The organism is Bradyrhizobium yuanmingense, from assembly GCF_029167105.1.
Classification (GTDB): domain Bacteria; phylum Pseudomonadota; class Alphaproteobacteria; order Rhizobiales; family Xanthobacteraceae; genus Bradyrhizobium; species Bradyrhizobium yuanmingense_A.
Genome location: NZ_JARFML010000012.1, coordinates 188960 through 205983, shown reverse-complemented (window position 1 = coordinate 205983; position 17024 = coordinate 188960). Strand labels below are relative to the sequence as shown.

The window sequence follows — 17024 nt, the reverse complement described above, 5'->3', positions numbered from 1 at the left end:
AGACGCCCATCAGATCCAGCCCTGGAGCTCGCGCAGCACCAGGGTGCGGATCACGTCCATGCCCGGTCCGCTGTCGTTGAGGCAGGGGATCGCGGAAAACTGCTCGCCGCCATTGTGCTTGAAGATCTCCGCGTTCTCCTGCGCGATCTCCTCCAGCGTCTCCAGGCAGTCGGCGGAAAAGCCCGGCGTCACCACCGCGATGCGGCGCACGCCCTCTTTGGCAAGCCGCTCCATGGTCTTGTCGGTATAGGGCTGCAGCCACTCATCGTTGCCGAAGCGCGACTGGAAGGTCAGCAGCAGCTTGGTCTCGTCCATGCCGAGCCGGCGGCGCAGCGCCTCGGTCGTCGCGATGCAGTGCTGCTGATAGGGATCGCCCTTGTCGACATAGGCTTTCGGCATGCCGTGGAAGGATGCCACGATCAGCTCCGGCTTGAAGGACAGCGTCGCCAGATGGCCCTCGATCGAGGCGGCGAGCGCCTCGATATAGGCTTCGTCCACGTAATAAGGCGGCGTCACCCGCAGAGTCGGCTGGTTCCGCAGCTGCGCGAGCACGCGGAAGACTTCGTCGCAGACGGTCGCCGAGGTCGAGGCCGAATATTGCGGATAGAGCGGCACGGCCAGGATACGCGCGCAGCCCTTCGCGATCAGCGCGTCGATGCCCGACTTGATCGACGGATTGCCGTAGCGCATCGCCCAATCCACGACGACGTTGTCGCGGTCCGACAAGGCGGCCGCGAGCTTGTCGCTTTGCGAGCGCGTGATGGTTTTCAGCGGCGACTCGTTCCGCTCATTGTTCCAGATCTTCTGGTAGTCGAGCGCCTTGGTGCGCGGACGGCTGCGCAGAATGATCCCGTTCAGCACCAGCTTCCAGATCAGGCCCTGATCCTCGATGACGCGGGCGTCGCTGAGGAACTCCTTGAGGTAGACCCGCACGCCCGGAGCATCGGCCGTATCGGGCGTTCCGAGATTGATCAGGAGCACGCCGACGCGCGGCAGGGCGGATCGGGTGGCCGGTTTCGCGGTCTCGAGGGGGAGGACGCTGTTCATGACTGGTTGGGTCGCGCGTTGGTCCGAACTTGTCAAGATGAGCCGGGGTTCGCTAGGGTCGCACCCAAGCGGGGGAGGCAGGATGACACTCGCGGAATGGTGCGTCTTCGGGGCGCTGCTGCTCTATCTGTCGACGATCGTCTCGGTCAAATGGATCAGGTTTCGCCGCTTCGATAATTCCCGGCCGCGCGACCCCGCCTTCTATGAGGATGCGCTGTCGCAACGCGCGCTCGGCGCGCACCAGAACGGCATCGAGACGTTTCCGTTCTTTGCGTTCGCGGTGCTGCTCGCCGAATTCAGGGAAGCGCCGCAGCGGCTGATCGACGAGCTGGCGGCGCTGTTCCTGATCGTGCGGATCGCCTATGTGCTGACCTATCTCGGCAACCGCCCGACGCTGCGCTCGATCCTCTGGAGCATCGGCTTTGCGATCAATCTCGGCATCTTCTTCATGCCGGCGTTGAAGCGGTTTCTGCCGGTGTGAGTGGCCTCAAGCCGAGAGGTGGCGCTCCCGCGTCGCGATCAGTGCCCGCATTGATCCCGGGATCGTGACCGGGCGATGGGTGTTCTGGTCCGTATAGACCCACACGATCTCGCCCGTCACCAGCGCGTCGGCGCCGCCCTTGCGGAAGATGGCGAGCTCGAAGACGAGGCTCGAATTGCCGATCCGCGCCACGCGCGCGCCGACGTCGAGCTCCCAGTCGAACCTGACAGGCGCCTTGTATTCGATCAGCGACTTGACGACGTGGAAATCGATGCCGCTCGCCTGCGCATCCGCATATTGGTCGAAGCCCAGCGCGCGGAAATACTCGGTGATGGTGGTGTCGAAATAGGTCAAATAATGCGCGTTGAAGACGACGCCCTGGCCGTCGATCTCGGAATAGCGCACCCGGAACGGATGGAAGAACCAGAAGTTTTCGCGCGACATCTATCGCCTCAAAAACACGTGGTCCGTTCGGCGGCGATGTAGCCGAACAGGAGGCCGACGCCGAACAGCAGGACCAGACCCGCGGCGCCGAACTCGATGCCGCGCATAAACAGCGCGCCACCGCCGTCGCGTCCGGCGCTGAGGCGGGCGGCGATGTCCTTAGCGGAGACGGCGACGACAGCAATGGCCGCCACCGTGATCGCGGTGCCCAACCCCATCAGGAAGGTCGCGGCGATCCCTGCCCAGAACAGGCCCTGCGCCAGCGCGAACACCAGGACCAGGATCGCGCCCGAGCAGGGGCGGATGCCGACGGTCAGGATCGCAGCGAAGCCGCGCCGCCAGCCGCCGGGGCCGGCGAGTTCGCTTGGCGTGGGTCCGTGGGAATGGCCGCAATGCTCGTCATGGACGTGGTCGTGCCTGTGATCATGGTGAGCGCGGCCGTGGCCATGGTGGTGATCATGGCCGTGGTCATGCTGATGATGATCGTGCGCATCATGGTGATGGTGATGATCGTGATCATGGTGGTGCGGCACGCCCGCCATCGCCGGCACCGGCTGGGTGGCCTGAAGTGCGCCGATGAAGGTGCGGCCCTTGACCCAGACCAGGCGCAGGCCGAACAGCGCGATCAGGGCGTAGCTCGCAATCTCGATCACGCCTTCCGCCTTGCACATCGTCTTGGCCGTCGCATTCAGCACCCAGGCCGAGATGCCGACGATGAGGATCGCGACCAGCGACTGCATCAGGGCCGAGGCAAAGGACAGCGCGATGCCGCGCCGCGCCGTCTCGCGGTTGGCGACCAGATAGGAGGCGATCACCGCCTTGCCGTGGCCGGGACCGGCGGCGTGGAAGATGCCATAGGCGAACGAGATGAAGAGCAGCGTCCACACCGCCGAGCCGTCGGACTTCGCGGCACGGATCGTCGACGACATCTGGCGATAGAATTCCGACTGCTTGGCCAGCAGCCAGCCGATCAGGCCGCTCGCTTCGGGCTCGGCCGCCTGCGCCGGTCGCGGCGCGCCGAACGGGTTTTGCGCGAGGAGATCGTGAAGCGCCGCATCAGTCACGGCCACGACCAGCAGCACAGCGGCAGAGGCGAGCAGCCCGCGTGCGAGCGGAGAGAGTTGCGGCTTCAAGGGCAATCCACCGTGATCTTGTTGGCGAACATCATGCCGAAATTCGAGTTCTCGCCGTTCAGGAAGGTCTGCTCGTTGAGCTTCTGCGCGCTCGCGGTGCCATCGTTCGGCCGCTCCAGCTTCATCTGGCACCCAGCGGGCGCACCAACCAGCTTGACCGGACTGTCCTTGGCCATCTGGAAGTCGATGAAGAAGGAGCGGTCGAACACTTCGAGCACCAGCTGCCTGGGCTTGACCGGGTTCTTCAGCGGCAAGGTGAAGTGCAGGGTCAGCACCGTATCCTTGTAGTCGAGGAAATAGTCGACCGGCTCCTGGAACCGCTCCTTCTTGCCGTCGGCTCGCGCAAAGGTGAAGTAAGCGTATTCCTTCAGCGACTCGACATTGGTCTGCGCCAGCGGCTTGAGCTCCTCGCTGGTGTAGGCGCCCTTGGTCTTGCTCTCGAGCCCCTGCACCGCATAGGCCGAGAACATGTCGTCGAAGGTCCAGGCATGGCGCACGCCGGTGATGCTGCCGTCGGCGGCATAGAGCAGCTCGCTGGTCGCGGTGATCCATACATGCGGATGTGCGCTCGCTGCCCCTGATACGAGCGTCATCGCGGCGGCGAGCAGGCATCCGAACAGGGCGCGCATGCTCATCAGGCCGCCCTGGCGTCTTCGAGCAGGCCGCGGCGGCGGAGCAGCGCATCCGGCTCCGGCGGGCGGCCGCGGAACGCCTCGTAGGCGGCTTCCGGATCGACCGACCCGCCCGACGAATAGATGTCGTCGTGCAGGCGCTTGGCCACGGCGGGATCGAAGATGTCGCCGGCCTCCTCGAAGGCGCCGAAGGCATCGGCGTCCATCACCTCCGACCACATGTAGCTGTAATAGCCGGCGGCGTAGTGGTCGCCGGTGAAGATGTGGCCGAATTGCGTGGGCCGGTGACGCAGCGCGATCTCCTCGGGCATGCCGATCTTCTCCAGCTCGCGTCGCTCGAAGGCGCGGACATCCTGCGCGGCGGCGGCCGGCTGGGTGTGGAATTCCAGGTCAACCAGCGCCGAGGAGACGAACTCGACCGTGGCAAAGCCCTGGTTGAATTTTCGCGCGGCGAGGAAGCGTTGCAGCAGGTCGTCCGGCAGCGGCTCGCCAGTCTGGTAGTGGCGGGCGAACTTCTGCAGCACCTCGGGCCGCTCCTGCCAGTGCTCGTAGAGCTGCGACGGCAGCTCGACGAAGTCGGTGAACACGGAGGTGCCCGACAGCGAGGGATAGGTCACGTTGGAGAGCATGCCGTGCAAGCCGTGGCCGAATTCGTGGAACAGGGTGCGGGCATCGTCGGGCGACAGCAGCGACGGCTCGCCGCCGGCGCCCTTGGCGAAATTGCAGATGTTGAGAACCAGCGGCGCGACGTCGCCGTCGAGCTTCTGCTGGTCGCGCAGCGAGGTCATCCAGGCGCCGGAGCGCTTGGACGGCCGGGCGAAGTAGTCGCCATAGAACAGCGCCTTGTGCTTGCCGCCCCTGTCCTTCATCTCCCAGACCCGGACGTCCGGGTGCCAGACCGGAACGTCCTTGCGCTCCTCGAAGGTGACGCCGAACAAGCGCGTGGCGCAGTCGAAGGCGGCGGCGATCATGTTGTCGAGGCCGAGATACGGCTTGATCGCGGAATCGTCGAAATTGGCGCGCTGCAGACGCAGCTTCTCGGCGTAGAAGCGCCAGTCCCAGGGAGCGAGCTTGAAATTGCCGCCCTCCTCCGTGATCAGCGCCTGCATCTCGTCGCGGTCGGCAAGCGCACGGGCGCGGGCCGGCTTCCAGACCCGTTCCAACAGGCCGCGCACCGCGTCCGGCGTCTTGGCCATGGAGTCCTCGAGCCGATAGGCGGCGTAAGTCGGATAGCCCAGGAGCCTGGCGCTCTCCTCGCGCAGCTTCAGGATCTCGACGATGGTCGCATTGTTGTCATTGGCGTTGCCGTTGTCGCCGCGCGCGATGAAGGCCTTGTAGACCTTCTCGCGGAGGTCACGCCGGGCGGAGCTCTTCAGGAACGTCTCGACCGAGGAGCGCGACAGCGTGACGATGGCCTTGCCTGCCATGCCGCGCTCTTCTGCCGCAGCCTTGGCGCTGGCGACGAAGCTCTCCGGCAGGCCCTGGCGGTCGGACTCCCCGAGCTCCAGAAACCAGTCCTGCTCGTCGCCGAGCAGATGGTGGCTGAAGCCGGTGCCGAGCTGGGCCAGCCGCTCGTTGATCTCGGCCATCCGGGTCTTGGCCTCCTCCGAGAGACCAGCGCCGGCGCGGTGGAAGCGGGTGTAGGTGCGCTCCAAGAGGCGGAGCTGCTCGGGCGTGAGACCGAGACCCGCGCGGTTCTCGTGCAGATGGGCGATGCGACCGAACAGCACGGCGTTCATCATGATCGGATTCCAGTGCCGCGCCATCCGCAAGGAGACTTCCTTGTCGATCTCCAGGATGGCCGGGTTGGAATGCGCCGAGACGAGGTCGTAGAAGACCGCCGCGACCTTGCTCAGGAGCTTGCCCGAGCGCTCCAGCGCCGTGATGGTGTTGGCGAAGTCGGGCGCCGCCGGATCGTTGGTGATCGCCGCGATCTCGGCGGAATGATCGGCGAAGGCCTGCTCGAAGGCCGGCAGGAAATGCTCCGGCTTGATCTCGTCGAAGGGCGGGGTCGCGAACGGCGTCACCCAAGCCTTCAGCAGCGGATTGGTCTCGGCGTCCGTAATTTGGCGGGGTTCTGACATCACAAGTCCCGGATTTCGTGGCTCGATCGTTGCGGCCAGCTATAGCACGCGTGGGGCTTTTTTGGGCCGTTTGCCCTTGCTCCCGGCCGCCTTTTCGGGGAGATTGCGGCCCTCGAAGCCAGGATCCCCTGAAGCCATGAACGCGCCTTCTTCATCGACCCGCCAGATCGTCTGGCCCAGCGTCATCACCGTCATCAGCGCCGCCATCCTGATCGGCGCGGAGGTGTTCGGCGCGGCCTTTGCCGGCGGCTGGGCACTCGCGATCCTGTTCGGGCTCGGCGACCAAGGCGCCCATATCCTGCAGGCCGTGCTGTTCGCACTCGGCGTGCTCGTGATGACCGCCTTCATCCGCGGCGCTCAGCGCATCGAGCCCTTCACCAAGCGCGGCTGACGCGTCTCGCGCGTGGGCAGCAGGCGCAGCGTGGCGAAAACTTAACGCGCGTTCATCTTCCGCGTCGCTCGCGCAACAGTGCGCAAGCAGATGTTAGGCAATCCTGTCCGCAGCCTAAAAAAATTCTTGCGAACCAGAGTCAAAACGCTTATGTGCGGACTTGCCCAATTTCGCACGTGCCTGTGGTCGTGTGTCAGTCGGTAGGTATCCGGACAAGAGGCCGGACAGCCGCCAAGGGGTGAAGAAGCCGAGGGGCTCTTCGGAAGTGCGGAAGTCGAGACTGAAACGTCGAGCGACCGAAGCAAACCCGGAGCGCCCAGCATCTCTCTCAAAGAGATGCCATGTCGAAGGTGACTTCACTCTTTGCAACCGTGACTGGCAGCCGGAGGCGAACCGGCGCACCTCGCTCTCAACGGGGGACGCGACTTAAAGCAACGACGGATCGGGCTTTTTTGGTCTCTACCGGCAGTCCAACGCCGGCGCGGGCTACTGAAAAGGCTTGTCCTTCATTGCCAGGTGAGCGGGCGGGAAACTCTCCCAACCAATCCACGGCAGCACAGTCTGGTTTGAGTTTTTTGGCCTCAGCGCGCCTCCATCGCGCGATGCGGCCGAGGCACTCTCATCAGACGTCACGTTGATACGGCTCCCGTCGCTGGGACCGTTGGAGAGTGCCATGACCGAACGTATCCAGGAATTCCTGCGCAACCGCCGCAACGAAGGCCTCGACACCGAGCCGTGCCTCGTCGTCGACCTCGAGGTCGTGCGCGACAATTACCAGAGCTTCGCCAAGGCGCTGCCCGACAGCCGCGTGTTCTATGCCGTCAAGGCGAACCCGGCGCCGGAAGTGCTGTCCCTGCTCGCCTCCATGGGCTCCTGCTTCGACACCGCCACGGTCGCCGAGATCGAGATGGCGCTGGCTGCGGGTGCGACGCCCGACCGCATCTCCTTCGGCAACACGATCAAGAAGGAGCGTGACATCGCGCGCGCCTTCGCGCTCGGCATTCGCCTGTTCGCGGTCGATTGCGCCGCCGAGGTGGAGAAGATCGCCCGTGCCGCCCCCGGTGCGAAGGTGTTCTGCCGCATCCTCTATGACTGCGCCGGCGCCGAGTGGCCGCTGTCGCGCAAGTTCGGCTGCGACCCGGAGATGGCGGTCGAGGTGCTCGACCTCGCCAAGCGCCTGGGCCTGGAGCCGTGCGGCATCTCCTTCCATGTCGGCTCGCAGCAGCGCAAGGTGAAGGCATGGGACCGTGCGCTGGCGATGGCCTCGCAGGTGTTCCGCGACTGCGCCGAGCGCGGCATCAACCTATCCATGGTCAACATGGGCGGCGGCTTCCCGACCAAGTACCTGAAGGACGTGCCGCCGGTGGTCACCTACGGCCGCTCGATCTTCCGCGCGCTGCGCAAGCACTTCGGCAACCAGATCCCGGAGACCATCATCGAGCCGGGCCGCGGCATGGTGGGCAACGCCGGCGTCATCGAATCCGAGGTCGTGCTCATCTCGAAGAAGAGCGACGAGGACGAGGTGCGCTGGGTCTACCTGGACATCGGCAAGTTCGGCGGTCTCGCCGAGACCATGGACGAGTCGATCCGCTACGCCATCCGCACCCGTCACGACGGCGCGGACATGACCCCGTGCGTGCTCGCAGGTCCGACCTGCGACAGCGCCGACGTGCTGTACGAGAAGAACCCGTATCCGCTCCCGGTCACGCTCGAGATCGGCGACAAGGTGCTGATCGAAGGCACCGGGGCCTATACGTCGACCTACTCGTCGGTGGCGTTCAACGGCATCCCGCCGCTGCGGACGTATCACATCTGATCTGCCTCTTGATCTGAGGCCTGATGAACCCGGGAGCCGGCTTGCCGGCTCCTCCCTCACATCTCGATTTCTGACGACGTCTTGGACAGGCGTGCTGTGCGCACGCCGGTTCAAGCGGGGACTGATGTGCCATGACTGCTCCTCGGAAGCCGCAAATTGCCCTCACCTCGAAAGCCGCTCCGTTCGTGATCCGTGCGGAACGTGCTGCCGACGTCGCGACGCGCGAAGCGCTGCTCGATGCCTGCTTTGGCGAGACTCGCCACGGCCGCACCTGTCAGCGCCTGCGCGACGGACGCGCGCCCGCTGCAGGCCTTGCCCTGTCGGCGATGCGCGAGGGCAAGCTCGTGGGAACCGTGCGGCTGTGGCATGTCAGCGCCGGAGGCAGGCCCGCTCTGGTCCTCGGACCGCTGGCGGTCGACCCTGCCTGCCGCGAGCTCGGGATCGGCGCCGCGCTGATGCAACAAGCGCTGGCTGCCGCCCGGGCGCGCGGGCATGACGCCGTGATCCTGCTCGGCGATGCCCCCTATTACGCCCGCTTCGGCTTCACAGCCGAGAAGACCCCCGAGCTGTGGCTGCCCGGCCCGTTCGAGCGCGACCGCCTGCTGGCGATCGAGTTCACCGAGGGCGCGCTCGAGGGCGCCGCCGGGATGATCGTCCCGACCGGCGCAGCCCTGCCCAAACGGAGGTCGGTTCGCGCGCCTGAGGCGCACGCGGCCTGAGGGATCGCTGGCGTAGCGACGACCGCAGCCGCATCGAGCGGCAACGCCCTGCCGCGCCTGCGCGAGGCTCGTTCCTTTGGGGGTTGCGCAGGCGCCGGAAACGCCCTTTAACCCCGCGAACCCCCCCTTCAGTCGAGGCCCATGACCATGTCCCGTCGCCTGATCTCCACCGGCTCCCCGCTCGAGAAGACCGTCGGCTACAGCCGCGCCGTGATCGACGGCGAGTTCGCCTTCGTCGCGGGAACCACCGGCTATGACTACAGCACGATGACGATGCCGGCCGATGTCACGAGCCAGTCACGCAACTGCTTCAAGACCATCGCCGCCGCCCTGAAGGAGGGCGGATTCGAGATGGCCGATATCGTCCGTGCGACCTATTACGTGACCGACGCGAAGTACATCGATACCCATTTCGCCGTCTGCGGCGAGGTCCTCGGCGACATCAGGCCGGCGGCGACCTTGCTGGTCGTCAGCGCCCTCGCCAGGCCCGAGATGAAGGTCGAGATCGAAGTGACCGCCAAGCGCCGCGGCGTCTAAAAAAGCGCCGCAGCATCTGACAAGCGCCGCAGCGCCTGATCCATCCCTCACTGCCAGCACGTTCCGGAGAACCCATCCCATGAGCCCTCCCTCGCAGATCTACGCGAAGATCACCGGTCCCATCGTCATGGTCGGCTTCGGCTCCATCGGCAAAGGCACGCTGCCCCTGATCGAGCGGCATCTCGACTACGACAAGTCGCGCATCACCGTGCTCGATCCCAAGGACGAGGGCCGCAAGGCGCTTTGCGAGAAGCACAATGTCCGCTTCATCCAGAAGGGCCTGACCAAGGACAATTACCGCGAGGTGCTGACCCCGCTGCTCACCGAGGGCGGCGGCCAGGGCTTTTGCGTCAATCTGTCGGTCGACACCGGCTCGACCGACATCATGGAGCTCTGCAACGAGCTCGGCGCGCTCTACATCGACACCGTCAACGAGCCCTGGCTCGGCTTCTATTTCGATTCCTCGAAGGGGCCCGAAGCACGCTCCAACTACGCGCTGCGCGAAACGACGCTGGCCGCCAAGAAGGCCCGCCCGGCGGGCTCGACCACGGCCGTGTCCTGCTGCGGCGCCAATCCCGGCATGGTCTCCTTCTTCGTCAAGCAGGCGCTGCTCAATGTCGCCGCCGACCTGAAGCTCAATGCACCCAGGCCGAAGACCAAAGGCGAATGGGCGGATTTGATGCGGCAGGCCGGCATCAAGGGCATCCACATCGCCGAGCGCGACACCCAGCGCTCGAAAAAGCCGAAGGAGCCGGACGTCTTCGTCAACACCTGGTCGGTGGAAGGCTTCCTGTCGGAAGGCATGCAGCCATCCGAGCTCGGCTGGGGCACCCACGAGAAATGGATGCCCGAGAATGCGCACACTCATGAAGCCGGCTGCGGCGCTGCCGTCTATCTGATGCAGCCCGGCGCCAACACGCGCGTGCGCACCTGGTGCCCGACCCGCGGCGCCCAGTACGGCTTCCTCGTCACCCACAACGAATCGATCTCGATCGCCGATTACTTCACCGTACGCGACGCCTCGGGCAAGGCGATCTACCGGCCGACCTGCCACTACGCCTACCATCCGGCCGACGATGCCGTGCTGTCGCTGCATGAAATGTTCGGCCGTGCCGGCAAGATGCAGGAGAAGCACCACATCCTCGAAGAGGACGAAATCATCGACGGCATCGATGAGCTCGGCGTGCTGCTGTTCGGCCATGACAAGAACGCCTATTGGTACGGCTCGCAGCTCTCCATCGAGGAGACCCGCGAGCTCGCGCCGTACCAGAACGCCACCGCGCTGCAAGTGACCTCCGCCGTGCTCGGCGGCATGGTCTGGGCGCTGGAGAACCCGAACGAAGGCATCGTCGAAGCCGACGAGATGGATTTCGAGCGCCTGCTCGAAATTCAGCTACCCTATCTCGGCCCGGTGAAGGGGTTTTATACCGACTGGACCCCGTTGACGGATCGTCCGGGACTGTTCCCGGAAGATATCGACACCAGCGATCCCTGGCAGTTCCGGAATATCCTGGTGCGGTGAGGCGGGGCTCTCTCCGCCCGTCATTCCGGGGCGCGCCACTTGGCGCGAGCCCGGAATCCATCGGGCGGCAGATTCTGCGGGTAAATGGATTCCGGGTTCGCGCTTCGCGCGCCCCGGAACGACCGGAAAAACTACTTCTTCTCGAGCGGCGGCGCGATCTTCTCGGCCGGCGCTGGCGGCAGCGCTGGCTTGGTCGCCGCGCCCTGCGTCTGCGACTCCGGCCGTGCCGGCTCGGGGGCCGGCGTCGTCGGCCGGTCGCCGCCGGGCTTGGCCTCCGCGGGCACCTTGCTCTGCTCGTCGGACGGGGTGCCCTGAAGCGGGGGCGTCGCCTGCGCGAGCTGCATCCGGCTTTCGGCGCGGATTTGCGCCAGTGACATCACCGACACCGCAACGCCTGCTGCGAACATTGCAGCGCCGATTGTCAGGTGGAGCTTCAGTCTACGCTTGTCATCTCGGCCGGGCATGTCGATCACCGCCTTTGTCCACGGGATCAACGAAACTGGGGCGCGCCGGTTCCGGAACCGAAAACGCGCGGAACCCACCGGCACGCGCCAAAACGCCGCGCTACTCCGTCGTGCTGACTTCCCAGGTTGCATGCCGCACGCCCGGCAGATGCTGCAGATCGGTCGCTACCGCGTTCAGCTCGTTCGGGTCGACCGCAGACGCAACCAGCTTGGCGGCGATCTCCAGAATGCCCTCGCTGATCTCGGCGACCTCGATGTCGGCCACCGCGTATTTCGCCGCTTCGAGCTTGTCGACGAGGCGGTCGCGCATGTCGGGCAAGGCGTCGGCCGCAACCGCGAGCTTGAAATAGTAGGTCGCCTCCAGCGCCTTCTCGTTCAGCGGGATGCGGTTGATGGCGTTGACCAGCGGGCGCAGCATGGTGTTGCCGGCGATGACGAAGACGGTCAGCGCGGCCGCCTGCGCGACCATGTCGGCGCCGGCGCAGGAGCCGACCGCGGCCGAGGCCCACAGGGTCGCCGCGGTGTTGAGCCCGCGCACGTCCATGCCCTGCTTCATGATGACGCCGGCCCCCAGGAAGCCGATGCCTGAGACGACATAGGCGATCACGCGGACCGCACCCTCGGCACCGTCCAGATGCATGGCGAGATCGACGAAGGCGGCGGCGCCCACTGCGACCAGCACGTTGGTGCGCAGCCCCGCGGTGCGCTGGCGATATTGCCGTTCGGCGCCAATCAGTGTGCCCAGCACGAAAGCCGTGATCAGGCTGACCAGGGTGTCGCCGAAGTCGGCAAGCTGGAACGTCGTTAGAAATCGCATGGTCCCCTATACGGCGGGAACCATGACAGATTAAAGCTCGAGCAGACCGCCGTCCCCATTTTCGTCGGCAAAAGCCAGCAGCGTGCCCTTCGCATTCCAGCCGATCGCGGCCACGGGCGGCGTGCCGTTGCGGCGGACCAGGATCTCCGCGCCATCCTCCAGCCGGACCATCAGCACCGTACCATCGCTGTAACCGGCGGCGAGGATGTCGTTCTTGGGATGACAGGCGACCGCGGAGACGCGCGCCTGCAGCGGCGCGAGCATCGCGGGCTCCTTGCCCATCGGACCGTCCTTGCTGCCGAACGGCCAGATGATCACCGTGTCGGCGCCCGAGGTCGCCAGCCCCTTGCCGCCGGCGCTCCACGACATCGAGCGCACGCGGCCGGGATAGCCGGTCATGCGCATGTGCCTGTTGTCGGCGAGCCGCCAGCCGTGCAGCGCCGGCTCGTGCATCGCGGTGACCAGGAATTTGTTGTCGGGGCTGAAGGTGACCGCGTGATGCGAGCCGGCCCAGGGCAGGAATTCGGCCGATCCCGCCATGTTCGGAAACCACAGCGTCACGCCGTTGTAATGCGCGATAGCGAGCCGCAGGCCCTTCGGCGCGAAGGCAAGGCCGCCGACGGTCGAGGGCACGTCGATCAACTTCTCCTCGGCCTTGCCGCTCTTGACGGTCGCGGTCTTGCCGGCCGACCAGGCGAAGGCGCCGTCGGCGTGCAGCGCCACCGCGTCGATCCAGCGCCGCTTGGGATCGGTGGCGAGCAGCGTCACCTCGCCCTTGGCATCAAGCGAGACGACCTTGCCGTCGTCGCCGCCCATGACGAGGCGCTTGCCGTCGGAGACGGTCGAGAGAATGCCGCCGCTATGCACGGCAACCGTGGTGATCTCGCAATTGGCATCGACGAATGCGACGTTCTCCTCGCCGCCGACGAAGGCGGCGCGATCCTTCAGGAAATGCACCGAGGTCACTGCCATGCCGAGCGTAACAGGCTTGACGCGGTCGGTGACGGAAACGATCGAAGCGGACTCGGGCGCGGGCGTAAACTCTTTCATCACGAGACGATGCAGCTCTCGAAACCCTTGCGGATCGCCTCTTCGGGCAATTCGCGGCCGATGAAGACGAGGCGACTCTCGCGCGGCTCGCCCTCCTTCCACTTCCGCTGGTGGTTGCCCTCCAGCATCATGTGGACGCCCTGGAAGACGTAGCGGTCGTCGTCGTCGTGGAAGGCGAGGATGCCCTTGGAGCGCAGGATCTTGCCGCCCTCGACCTGCACCAGGTTCTGCAGCCAGGGCATGAACACGTTGGGATCGAGCGGCTTGTCGGTCTTGAGCGAGAGCGACTGCATCTCCTCGTCGTGATAGTGCTTCAGGCCGTGATCATGGTGATGGTGATCGTGGCTGTGGTGATGGTGATGATCATGATCGTGGTCATGATCGTCGGCCTCCAGGAAAGCCGGCTCGATGTCGAGGATGCGATCGAGATCGAACGCGCCGCGGTCGAGCACGTCGGCCAGCGCCACCGCGCAGCGCTCGGTGCGATGCAGCTTCGCATACGGATTGATGCCGCGGATACGGGCCTCGACCTCGGCGAGCTCGCCCTTGTTGACGAGGTCGGTCTTGTTCAGAACGATGACGTCGGCAAAGGCGATCTGGTTCTTGGCCTCGGGTGCATCCTTGAGCCGGTCGGACAGCCATTTGGCGTCGGCGACCGTCACGACCGCATCGAGCCGGGCGTTTTTCTGCACGTCCTCGTCGACGAAGAAGGTCTGCGCGACCGGCGCGGGATCAGCGAGGCCGGTGGTCTCGACGATGATGGCGTCGAACTTGCCCTTGCGCTTCATCAGGCCGTCCATGATGCGGACGAGGTCGCCGCGTACGGTGCAGCAGATGCAGCCGTTGTTCATCTCGAACACTTCCTCGTCGGCGCCGATGATGAGGTCGTTGTCGATGCCGATCTCGCCGAATTCGTTGACGATGACGGCGTATTTCTTGCCGTGGTTCTCCGACAGGATGCGGTTGAGCAGCGTGGTCTTGCCGGCGCCGAGATAGCCGGTCAGCACGGTCACGGGAATCTTCTGAGAGGTCGCGTCAGACATAACAACTCCGGACTTCAAGGCTTTTTCGCGCGACGCGAGGCGGGGTGGCCCCTGCCCTAATGGTCAAGCGCGCTGGTCAGGGCCTTTATATTGTGCCTGACCATGTCAATGTAAGTGGGTGCAGGCCCCTTTTCGCCGGTCAAACCGTCCGAAACCAGGGTCCCACCGACCCTGGCGCCGGTCTCGGCGGCGATCCGCCGGATCAGGCGATCGTCGCTGATATTTTCAAGGAACACGGCCGGGATTTTCTGAGCCTTGATCTGGCCGATGATGGCGGCGATATCGCGCGCGCTCGGCTCGGTTTCCGTGGAGACGCCCCGGGGGGCGATGAACCGGATACCGTACTCGGCGGAAAAATAGCCGAAGGCGTCATGGGTGGAGATCACCTTGCGCCGCTCCGGCGGGATTTTTGCGACGGCGTCGCGGACCTCGCGGTCCAGTGTTTCGAGCTTTTCCAGATAGGTCTTCGCCTGGGCGCGGAAGAACTCCGCATCGTCAGGAGCGGCCGCGGCGAGCGCGCTCGCAATGTCGGTGACGTAGATCCTGGCGTTCGGGATGGACTGCCAGGCGTGGGGATCAGCGGCCGCGCCCAGCTTCAGCGGCGCGATGCCGGCGGTTGCGGTGATCACCTTGGCCTTGCTCCCTGCGGATTGCACGAGGCGCGGCAGCCAGCCCTCCAGCCCGAGCCCGTTGACGATGACGAGCTTCGCCGCCGCGACCCGCTTCGCATCGCTAGGGGCCGGCGTATAGACGTGGACGTCGCTGTCGGGCCCGACCAGCGTCGTCAGGTTGACGCGGTCACCACCGACATTGCGGACGAAATCGCCGAGGATCGAGAAGCTCGCGACGACGTCGAGCCGCTCCGCGGCCCGCAGCGGCGAGGCGATCAGCAACAGTGCAAAGACCAGGATGAGCCGCATCGTCATGCTTCCAGATGCCGGCCGGGAAACAGCTGCCGGACGATGCCGCCGACGCGGCCGAACAGGATGGAGATGATGTAGAGCACTGTCGCCACCAGAATGATCGCGGGGCCCGAGGGCACGCGGGTCTGGAATGAGAGCACGAGGCCGGCATAGCCGGAGACCCCAGCAGCCATGACGGCGATGCAGATCATCGCGGTGAGATCGCGCGACCAGAACCTTGCGATGCCGGCGGGCAGGATCATCAGGCCCACCGCCAGCAGCGTGCCCAGCGCCTGAAAGCCGTTGACGAGGTTGATGACGACCAGCGCGAGGAAGGCGAGATGGGCGGGGCCGCCGGCGCGGCTCACGGTGCGCAGGAACAGCGGATCGACGCTCTCGATCACCAGCGGGCGGTAGATCACCGCGAGCACCAGCAGCGTGATCGTGGCGTTGAAAGCCACCACCAACAGCGTCTGATCGTCCATCGCGAGGATGTTGCCGAACAGCACGTGCAGGAGATCGATGTTGGTGCCCCTGATCGAGACGATGGTGACGCCGAGCGCAAGCGAAGCGAGATAGAAGGTGGCGAGCGAGGCGTCCTCCTTCAGCCCGGTCGAGCGTGCGACCACGCCAGCGAGGATCGCGACGGCAAAGCCGGCGATCAGGCCGCCAGCGGTCATCGCGAACAGATTGAGGCCGGAAAGCAGGAAACCGATTGCGGCGCCGGGCAGGATCGCATGCGCCATGGCGTCGCCGACAAGGCTCATCCGGCGCAGCATCAGGAACACGCCGATCGGCGCCCCCGCCAGCGCCAGCGCGATCACCGCGGCGAGCGCGCGCCGCATGAACTCGAATTCGGTGAACGGACCGATCAGCGCGTCATAGAGCATCGGATATCAGGCCGCCCGCGAACTGACATCATCGGCCGCGCAGGCCGCCGCGCTGTCGTCGAAGGCCTCGCACATCCGCATCGCGACCAGCAGGTTTTCCGGCGTCAGCACCTCCGCCGTGGGTCCCCACGCGACCGGGCCGCGCGCCAGCACCAGCGTTTCGGTGAAATGATTGCGCACCATCTCCATGTCGTGCAGTGCGGCGAGCACGGTGCGACCCTCGCCGTGCCAGCGCCTCACCAGCGCGAGCAGATCAGTAGTGGTCTTGCTGTCGATGGCGTTGAAGGGCTCGTCGAGTACGATCAGGCTGGCATCCTGGAGCAGCACACGGGCGAACAGCACGCGCTGCATCTGACCGCCGGAGAGCGTGCCGATCGGGCGGTTCTCGAAACCGCTGAGGCCAACGGCTCCGATTGCCCGGAGAATCTTGTCGCGCGCGGCCTTGCCGATGCCGCCGAACAGGCCTGTGCCACGCCACAGCCCGGTGCCAACGAAATCGAACACCGAAATCGGGAAGCTGCGGTCGATCTCCGCGCTCTGGGGCAGATAAGCGATGTCGCGGGCGTCGAGCCCGCCGAGATGGATCGTGCCGTCGAGCGGCCTCAGGATGCCGACGATGCCGCGCAACAGCGTCGACTTGCCGGCGCCGTTCGGGCCGATCACCGCGACCAGCGCGCCCGGCGCGACCTCGCCGCTGAGATGATGCACGGCGGGGTGCCGGTCATAGCCGAGCGTGAGATTGTGAAAGTGCAGCGCTGGCATCTTCACCTCATCGCCAGAAAGACGATGCCCCACAGCACGGCACAGACGGCGAGCGCGGCCGCGAGACGGCCAGCCATGGTCATGCGCAGGATCGACCAGGGCGCGGCCTGGGCCGGATGCGGCGAGGCCGCATCATGGACATGGGCGTGAGCGTGATCGTGCCCGTGCGAGTGTCCATGGCCGTGACCATGGGAATGGCCATGAGCATGGTCGTGCTGGTGGGCGTGGGACGCGGCGGGAGCCATTTGTGGACGTTATATTATAACATTACCCCTGTCCACGGCCGGACT

The 17024-nt window shown here is 65.6% G+C and carries 19 protein-coding genes; 6 read left to right on the top strand and 13 right to left on the bottom strand.

Features of this window, described 5'->3' with window-relative positions:
* Window positions 1-9: 9 nt before the first annotated feature.
* Window positions 10-1047 (bottom strand): ferrochelatase, encoded by a 1038-nt coding sequence (gene hemH, locus P0R31_RS18060; RefSeq protein ID WP_275515259.1) that lies wholly within the window; start codon window positions 1045-1047, stop codon window positions 10-12.
* Window positions 1048-1129: 82 nt separating this feature from the next.
* Between hemH and P0R31_RS18055 the strand changes: the two genes are divergently transcribed.
* Complete coding sequence (locus P0R31_RS18055; RefSeq protein WP_275515257.1) at window positions 1130-1528, top strand: MAPEG family protein; 399 nt, start codon at window positions 1130-1132, stop codon at window positions 1526-1528.
* Window positions 1529-1534: 6 nt separating this feature from the next.
* Here P0R31_RS18055 and P0R31_RS18050 read toward each other — a convergent pair whose 3' ends face one another.
* Genes P0R31_RS18050 through P0R31_RS18035 form a run of 4 tightly spaced genes read right to left on the bottom strand, consistent with a single transcriptional unit; the run spans window position 1535 to window position 5821 of the window.
* Window positions 1535-1972, bottom strand: a complete 438-nt coding sequence (locus P0R31_RS18050; RefSeq protein WP_275515255.1) for an acyl-CoA thioesterase — start codon at window positions 1970-1972, stop codon at window positions 1535-1537.
* An 8-nt stretch (window positions 1973-1980) separates the two neighbouring features.
* Window positions 1981-3105 carry a nickel/cobalt transporter gene (locus P0R31_RS18045; RefSeq protein WP_275515254.1) on the bottom strand — a complete coding sequence of 375 codons (1125 nt, stop codon included), beginning with the start codon at window positions 3103-3105 and terminating at the stop codon, window positions 1981-1983.
* Window positions 3102-3740, bottom strand: coding sequence for a DUF1007 family protein (locus P0R31_RS18040; RefSeq protein ID WP_275515252.1), 639 nt, complete (start codon window positions 3738-3740; stop codon window positions 3102-3104). The genes P0R31_RS18045 and P0R31_RS18040 overlap by 4 nt, the downstream gene beginning before the upstream one ends.
* Window positions 3740-5821 (bottom strand): M3 family metallopeptidase, encoded by a 2082-nt coding sequence (locus tag P0R31_RS18035; RefSeq protein WP_275515251.1) that lies wholly within the window; start codon window positions 5819-5821, stop codon window positions 3740-3742. Before P0R31_RS18035 ends, P0R31_RS18040 begins: the two co-directional genes overlap by 1 nt.
* Window positions 5822-5957: 136 nt before the next feature.
* On the opposite strand from P0R31_RS18035, the gene P0R31_RS18030 reads away from it, so the two are divergent.
* The 5 genes from P0R31_RS18030 to P0R31_RS18010 all read left to right on the top strand — a co-directional run bounded on the left by P0R31_RS18030 (window position 5958) and on the right by P0R31_RS18010 (window position 10806).
* A complete protein-coding gene (locus P0R31_RS18030; protein ID WP_275515249.1) occupies window positions 5958-6212 on the top strand; it encodes a hypothetical protein in 255 nt (84 codons plus the stop codon).
* A 673-nt stretch (window positions 6213-6885) separates the two neighbouring features.
* Window positions 6886-8028 (top strand): type III PLP-dependent enzyme, encoded by a 1143-nt coding sequence (locus P0R31_RS18025; protein ID WP_275515247.1) that lies wholly within the window; start codon window positions 6886-6888, stop codon window positions 8026-8028.
* A 131-nt stretch (window positions 8029-8159) separates the two neighbouring features.
* Window positions 8160-8747, top strand: a complete 588-nt coding sequence (locus tag P0R31_RS18020; RefSeq protein ID WP_275515244.1) for a GNAT family N-acetyltransferase — start codon at window positions 8160-8162, stop codon at window positions 8745-8747.
* A 147-nt stretch (window positions 8748-8894) separates the two neighbouring features.
* Complete coding sequence (locus P0R31_RS18015) at window positions 8895-9284, top strand: RidA family protein (RefSeq protein ID WP_275515303.1); 390 nt, start codon at window positions 8895-8897, stop codon at window positions 9282-9284.
* Between the two features lie 79 nt (window positions 9285-9363).
* The gene (locus tag P0R31_RS18010) at window positions 9364-10806 is read left to right on the top strand and encodes a homospermidine synthase (RefSeq protein WP_275515242.1); all 1443 of its coding nucleotides are present in this window, start codon (window positions 9364-9366) and stop codon (window positions 10804-10806) included.
* Between the two features lie 131 nt (window positions 10807-10937).
* Here the strand turns inward: P0R31_RS18010 and P0R31_RS18005 are convergent, their stop codons facing one another.
* The 8 genes from P0R31_RS18005 to P0R31_RS17970 all read right to left on the bottom strand — a co-directional run bounded on the left by P0R31_RS18005 (window position 10938) and on the right by P0R31_RS17970 (window position 16979).
* Window positions 10938-11270, bottom strand: coding sequence for a hypothetical protein (locus P0R31_RS18005; protein ID WP_275515241.1), 333 nt, complete (start codon window positions 11268-11270; stop codon window positions 10938-10940).
* Between the two features lie 100 nt (window positions 11271-11370).
* A complete protein-coding gene (locus P0R31_RS18000; RefSeq protein WP_275515240.1) occupies window positions 11371-12087 on the bottom strand; it encodes an MgtC/SapB family protein in 717 nt (238 codons plus the stop codon).
* 30 nt (window positions 12088-12117) lie between these two features.
* Window positions 12118-13137, bottom strand: a complete 1020-nt coding sequence (locus tag P0R31_RS17995) for a WD40 repeat domain-containing protein (RefSeq protein WP_275515302.1) — start codon at window positions 13135-13137, stop codon at window positions 12118-12120.
* Window positions 13137-14180 carry a CobW family GTP-binding protein gene (locus tag P0R31_RS17990; RefSeq protein ID WP_275515238.1) on the bottom strand — a complete coding sequence of 348 codons (1044 nt, stop codon included), beginning with the start codon at window positions 14178-14180 and terminating at the stop codon, window positions 13137-13139. Before P0R31_RS17990 ends, P0R31_RS17995 begins: the two co-directional genes overlap by 1 nt.
* A 56-nt stretch (window positions 14181-14236) precedes the next feature.
* Window positions 14237-15100 (bottom strand): metal ABC transporter solute-binding protein, Zn/Mn family, encoded by an 864-nt coding sequence (locus P0R31_RS17985; RefSeq protein ID WP_275515300.1) that lies wholly within the window; start codon window positions 15098-15100, stop codon window positions 14237-14239.
* Window positions 15101-15102: 2 nt separating this feature from the next.
* A complete protein-coding gene (locus tag P0R31_RS17980) occupies window positions 15103-15972 on the bottom strand; it encodes a metal ABC transporter permease (RefSeq protein ID WP_275515237.1) in 870 nt (289 codons plus the stop codon).
* 6 nt (window positions 15973-15978) lie between these two features.
* Complete coding sequence (locus P0R31_RS17975) at window positions 15979-16734, bottom strand: metal ABC transporter ATP-binding protein (protein WP_275515235.1); 756 nt, start codon at window positions 16732-16734, stop codon at window positions 15979-15981.
* 2 nt (window positions 16735-16736) lie between these two features.
* Window positions 16737-16979: a hypothetical protein gene (locus tag P0R31_RS17970; RefSeq protein WP_275515234.1), complete on the bottom strand. Its 243-nt coding sequence runs from the start codon at window positions 16977-16979 to the stop codon at window positions 16737-16739.
* Window positions 16980-17024 lie beyond the last annotated feature (45 nt).

What these genes read in the sequence shown, in the direction of transcription:
- hemH (WP_275515259.1), bottom strand. Translation starts at nt 1,047, where the DNA reads ATGAACAGCGTCCTCCCCCTCGAGACCGCGAAACCGGCCACCCGATCC.
- P0R31_RS18055 (WP_275515257.1), top strand. Translation starts at nt 1,130, where the DNA reads ATGACACTCGCGGAATGGTGCGTCTTCGGGGCGCTGCTGCTCTATCTG.
- P0R31_RS18050 (WP_275515255.1), bottom strand. Translation starts at nt 1,972, where the DNA reads ATGTCGCGCGAAAACTTCTGGTTCTTCCATCCGTTCCGGGTGCGCTAT.
- P0R31_RS18040 (WP_275515252.1), bottom strand. Translation starts at nt 3,740, where the DNA reads ATGAGCATGCGCGCCCTGTTCGGATGCCTGCTCGCCGCCGCGATGACG.
- P0R31_RS18035 (WP_275515251.1), bottom strand. Translation starts at nt 5,821, where the DNA reads ATGTCAGAACCCCGCCAAATTACGGACGCCGAGACCAATCCGCTGCTG.
- P0R31_RS18030 (WP_275515249.1), top strand. Translation starts at nt 5,958, where the DNA reads ATGAACGCGCCTTCTTCATCGACCCGCCAGATCGTCTGGCCCAGCGTC.
- P0R31_RS18025 (WP_275515247.1), top strand. Translation starts at nt 6,886, where the DNA reads ATGACCGAACGTATCCAGGAATTCCTGCGCAACCGCCGCAACGAAGGC.
- P0R31_RS18020 (WP_275515244.1), top strand. Translation starts at nt 8,160, where the DNA reads ATGACTGCTCCTCGGAAGCCGCAAATTGCCCTCACCTCGAAAGCCGCT.
- P0R31_RS18015 (WP_275515303.1), top strand. Translation starts at nt 8,895, where the DNA reads ATGTCCCGTCGCCTGATCTCCACCGGCTCCCCGCTCGAGAAGACCGTC.
- P0R31_RS18010 (WP_275515242.1), top strand. Translation starts at nt 9,364, where the DNA reads ATGAGCCCTCCCTCGCAGATCTACGCGAAGATCACCGGTCCCATCGTC.
- P0R31_RS18005 (WP_275515241.1), bottom strand. Translation starts at nt 11,270, where the DNA reads ATGCCCGGCCGAGATGACAAGCGTAGACTGAAGCTCCACCTGACAATC.
- P0R31_RS18000 (WP_275515240.1), bottom strand. Translation starts at nt 12,087, where the DNA reads ATGCGATTTCTAACGACGTTCCAGCTTGCCGACTTCGGCGACACCCTG.
- P0R31_RS17995 (WP_275515302.1), bottom strand. Translation starts at nt 13,137, where the DNA reads ATGAAAGAGTTTACGCCCGCGCCCGAGTCCGCTTCGATCGTTTCCGTC.
- P0R31_RS17990 (WP_275515238.1), bottom strand. Translation starts at nt 14,180, where the DNA reads ATGTCTGACGCGACCTCTCAGAAGATTCCCGTGACCGTGCTGACCGGC.
- P0R31_RS17985 (WP_275515300.1), bottom strand. Translation starts at nt 15,100, where the DNA reads ATGCGGCTCATCCTGGTCTTTGCACTGTTGCTGATCGCCTCGCCGCTG.
- P0R31_RS17980 (WP_275515237.1), bottom strand. Translation starts at nt 15,972, where the DNA reads ATGCTCTATGACGCGCTGATCGGTCCGTTCACCGAATTCGAGTTCATG.
- P0R31_RS17975 (WP_275515235.1), bottom strand. Translation starts at nt 16,734, where the DNA reads ATGCCAGCGCTGCACTTTCACAATCTCACGCTCGGCTATGACCGGCAC.
- P0R31_RS17970 (WP_275515234.1), bottom strand. Translation starts at nt 16,979, where the DNA reads ATGGCTCCCGCCGCGTCCCACGCCCACCAGCACGACCATGCTCATGGC.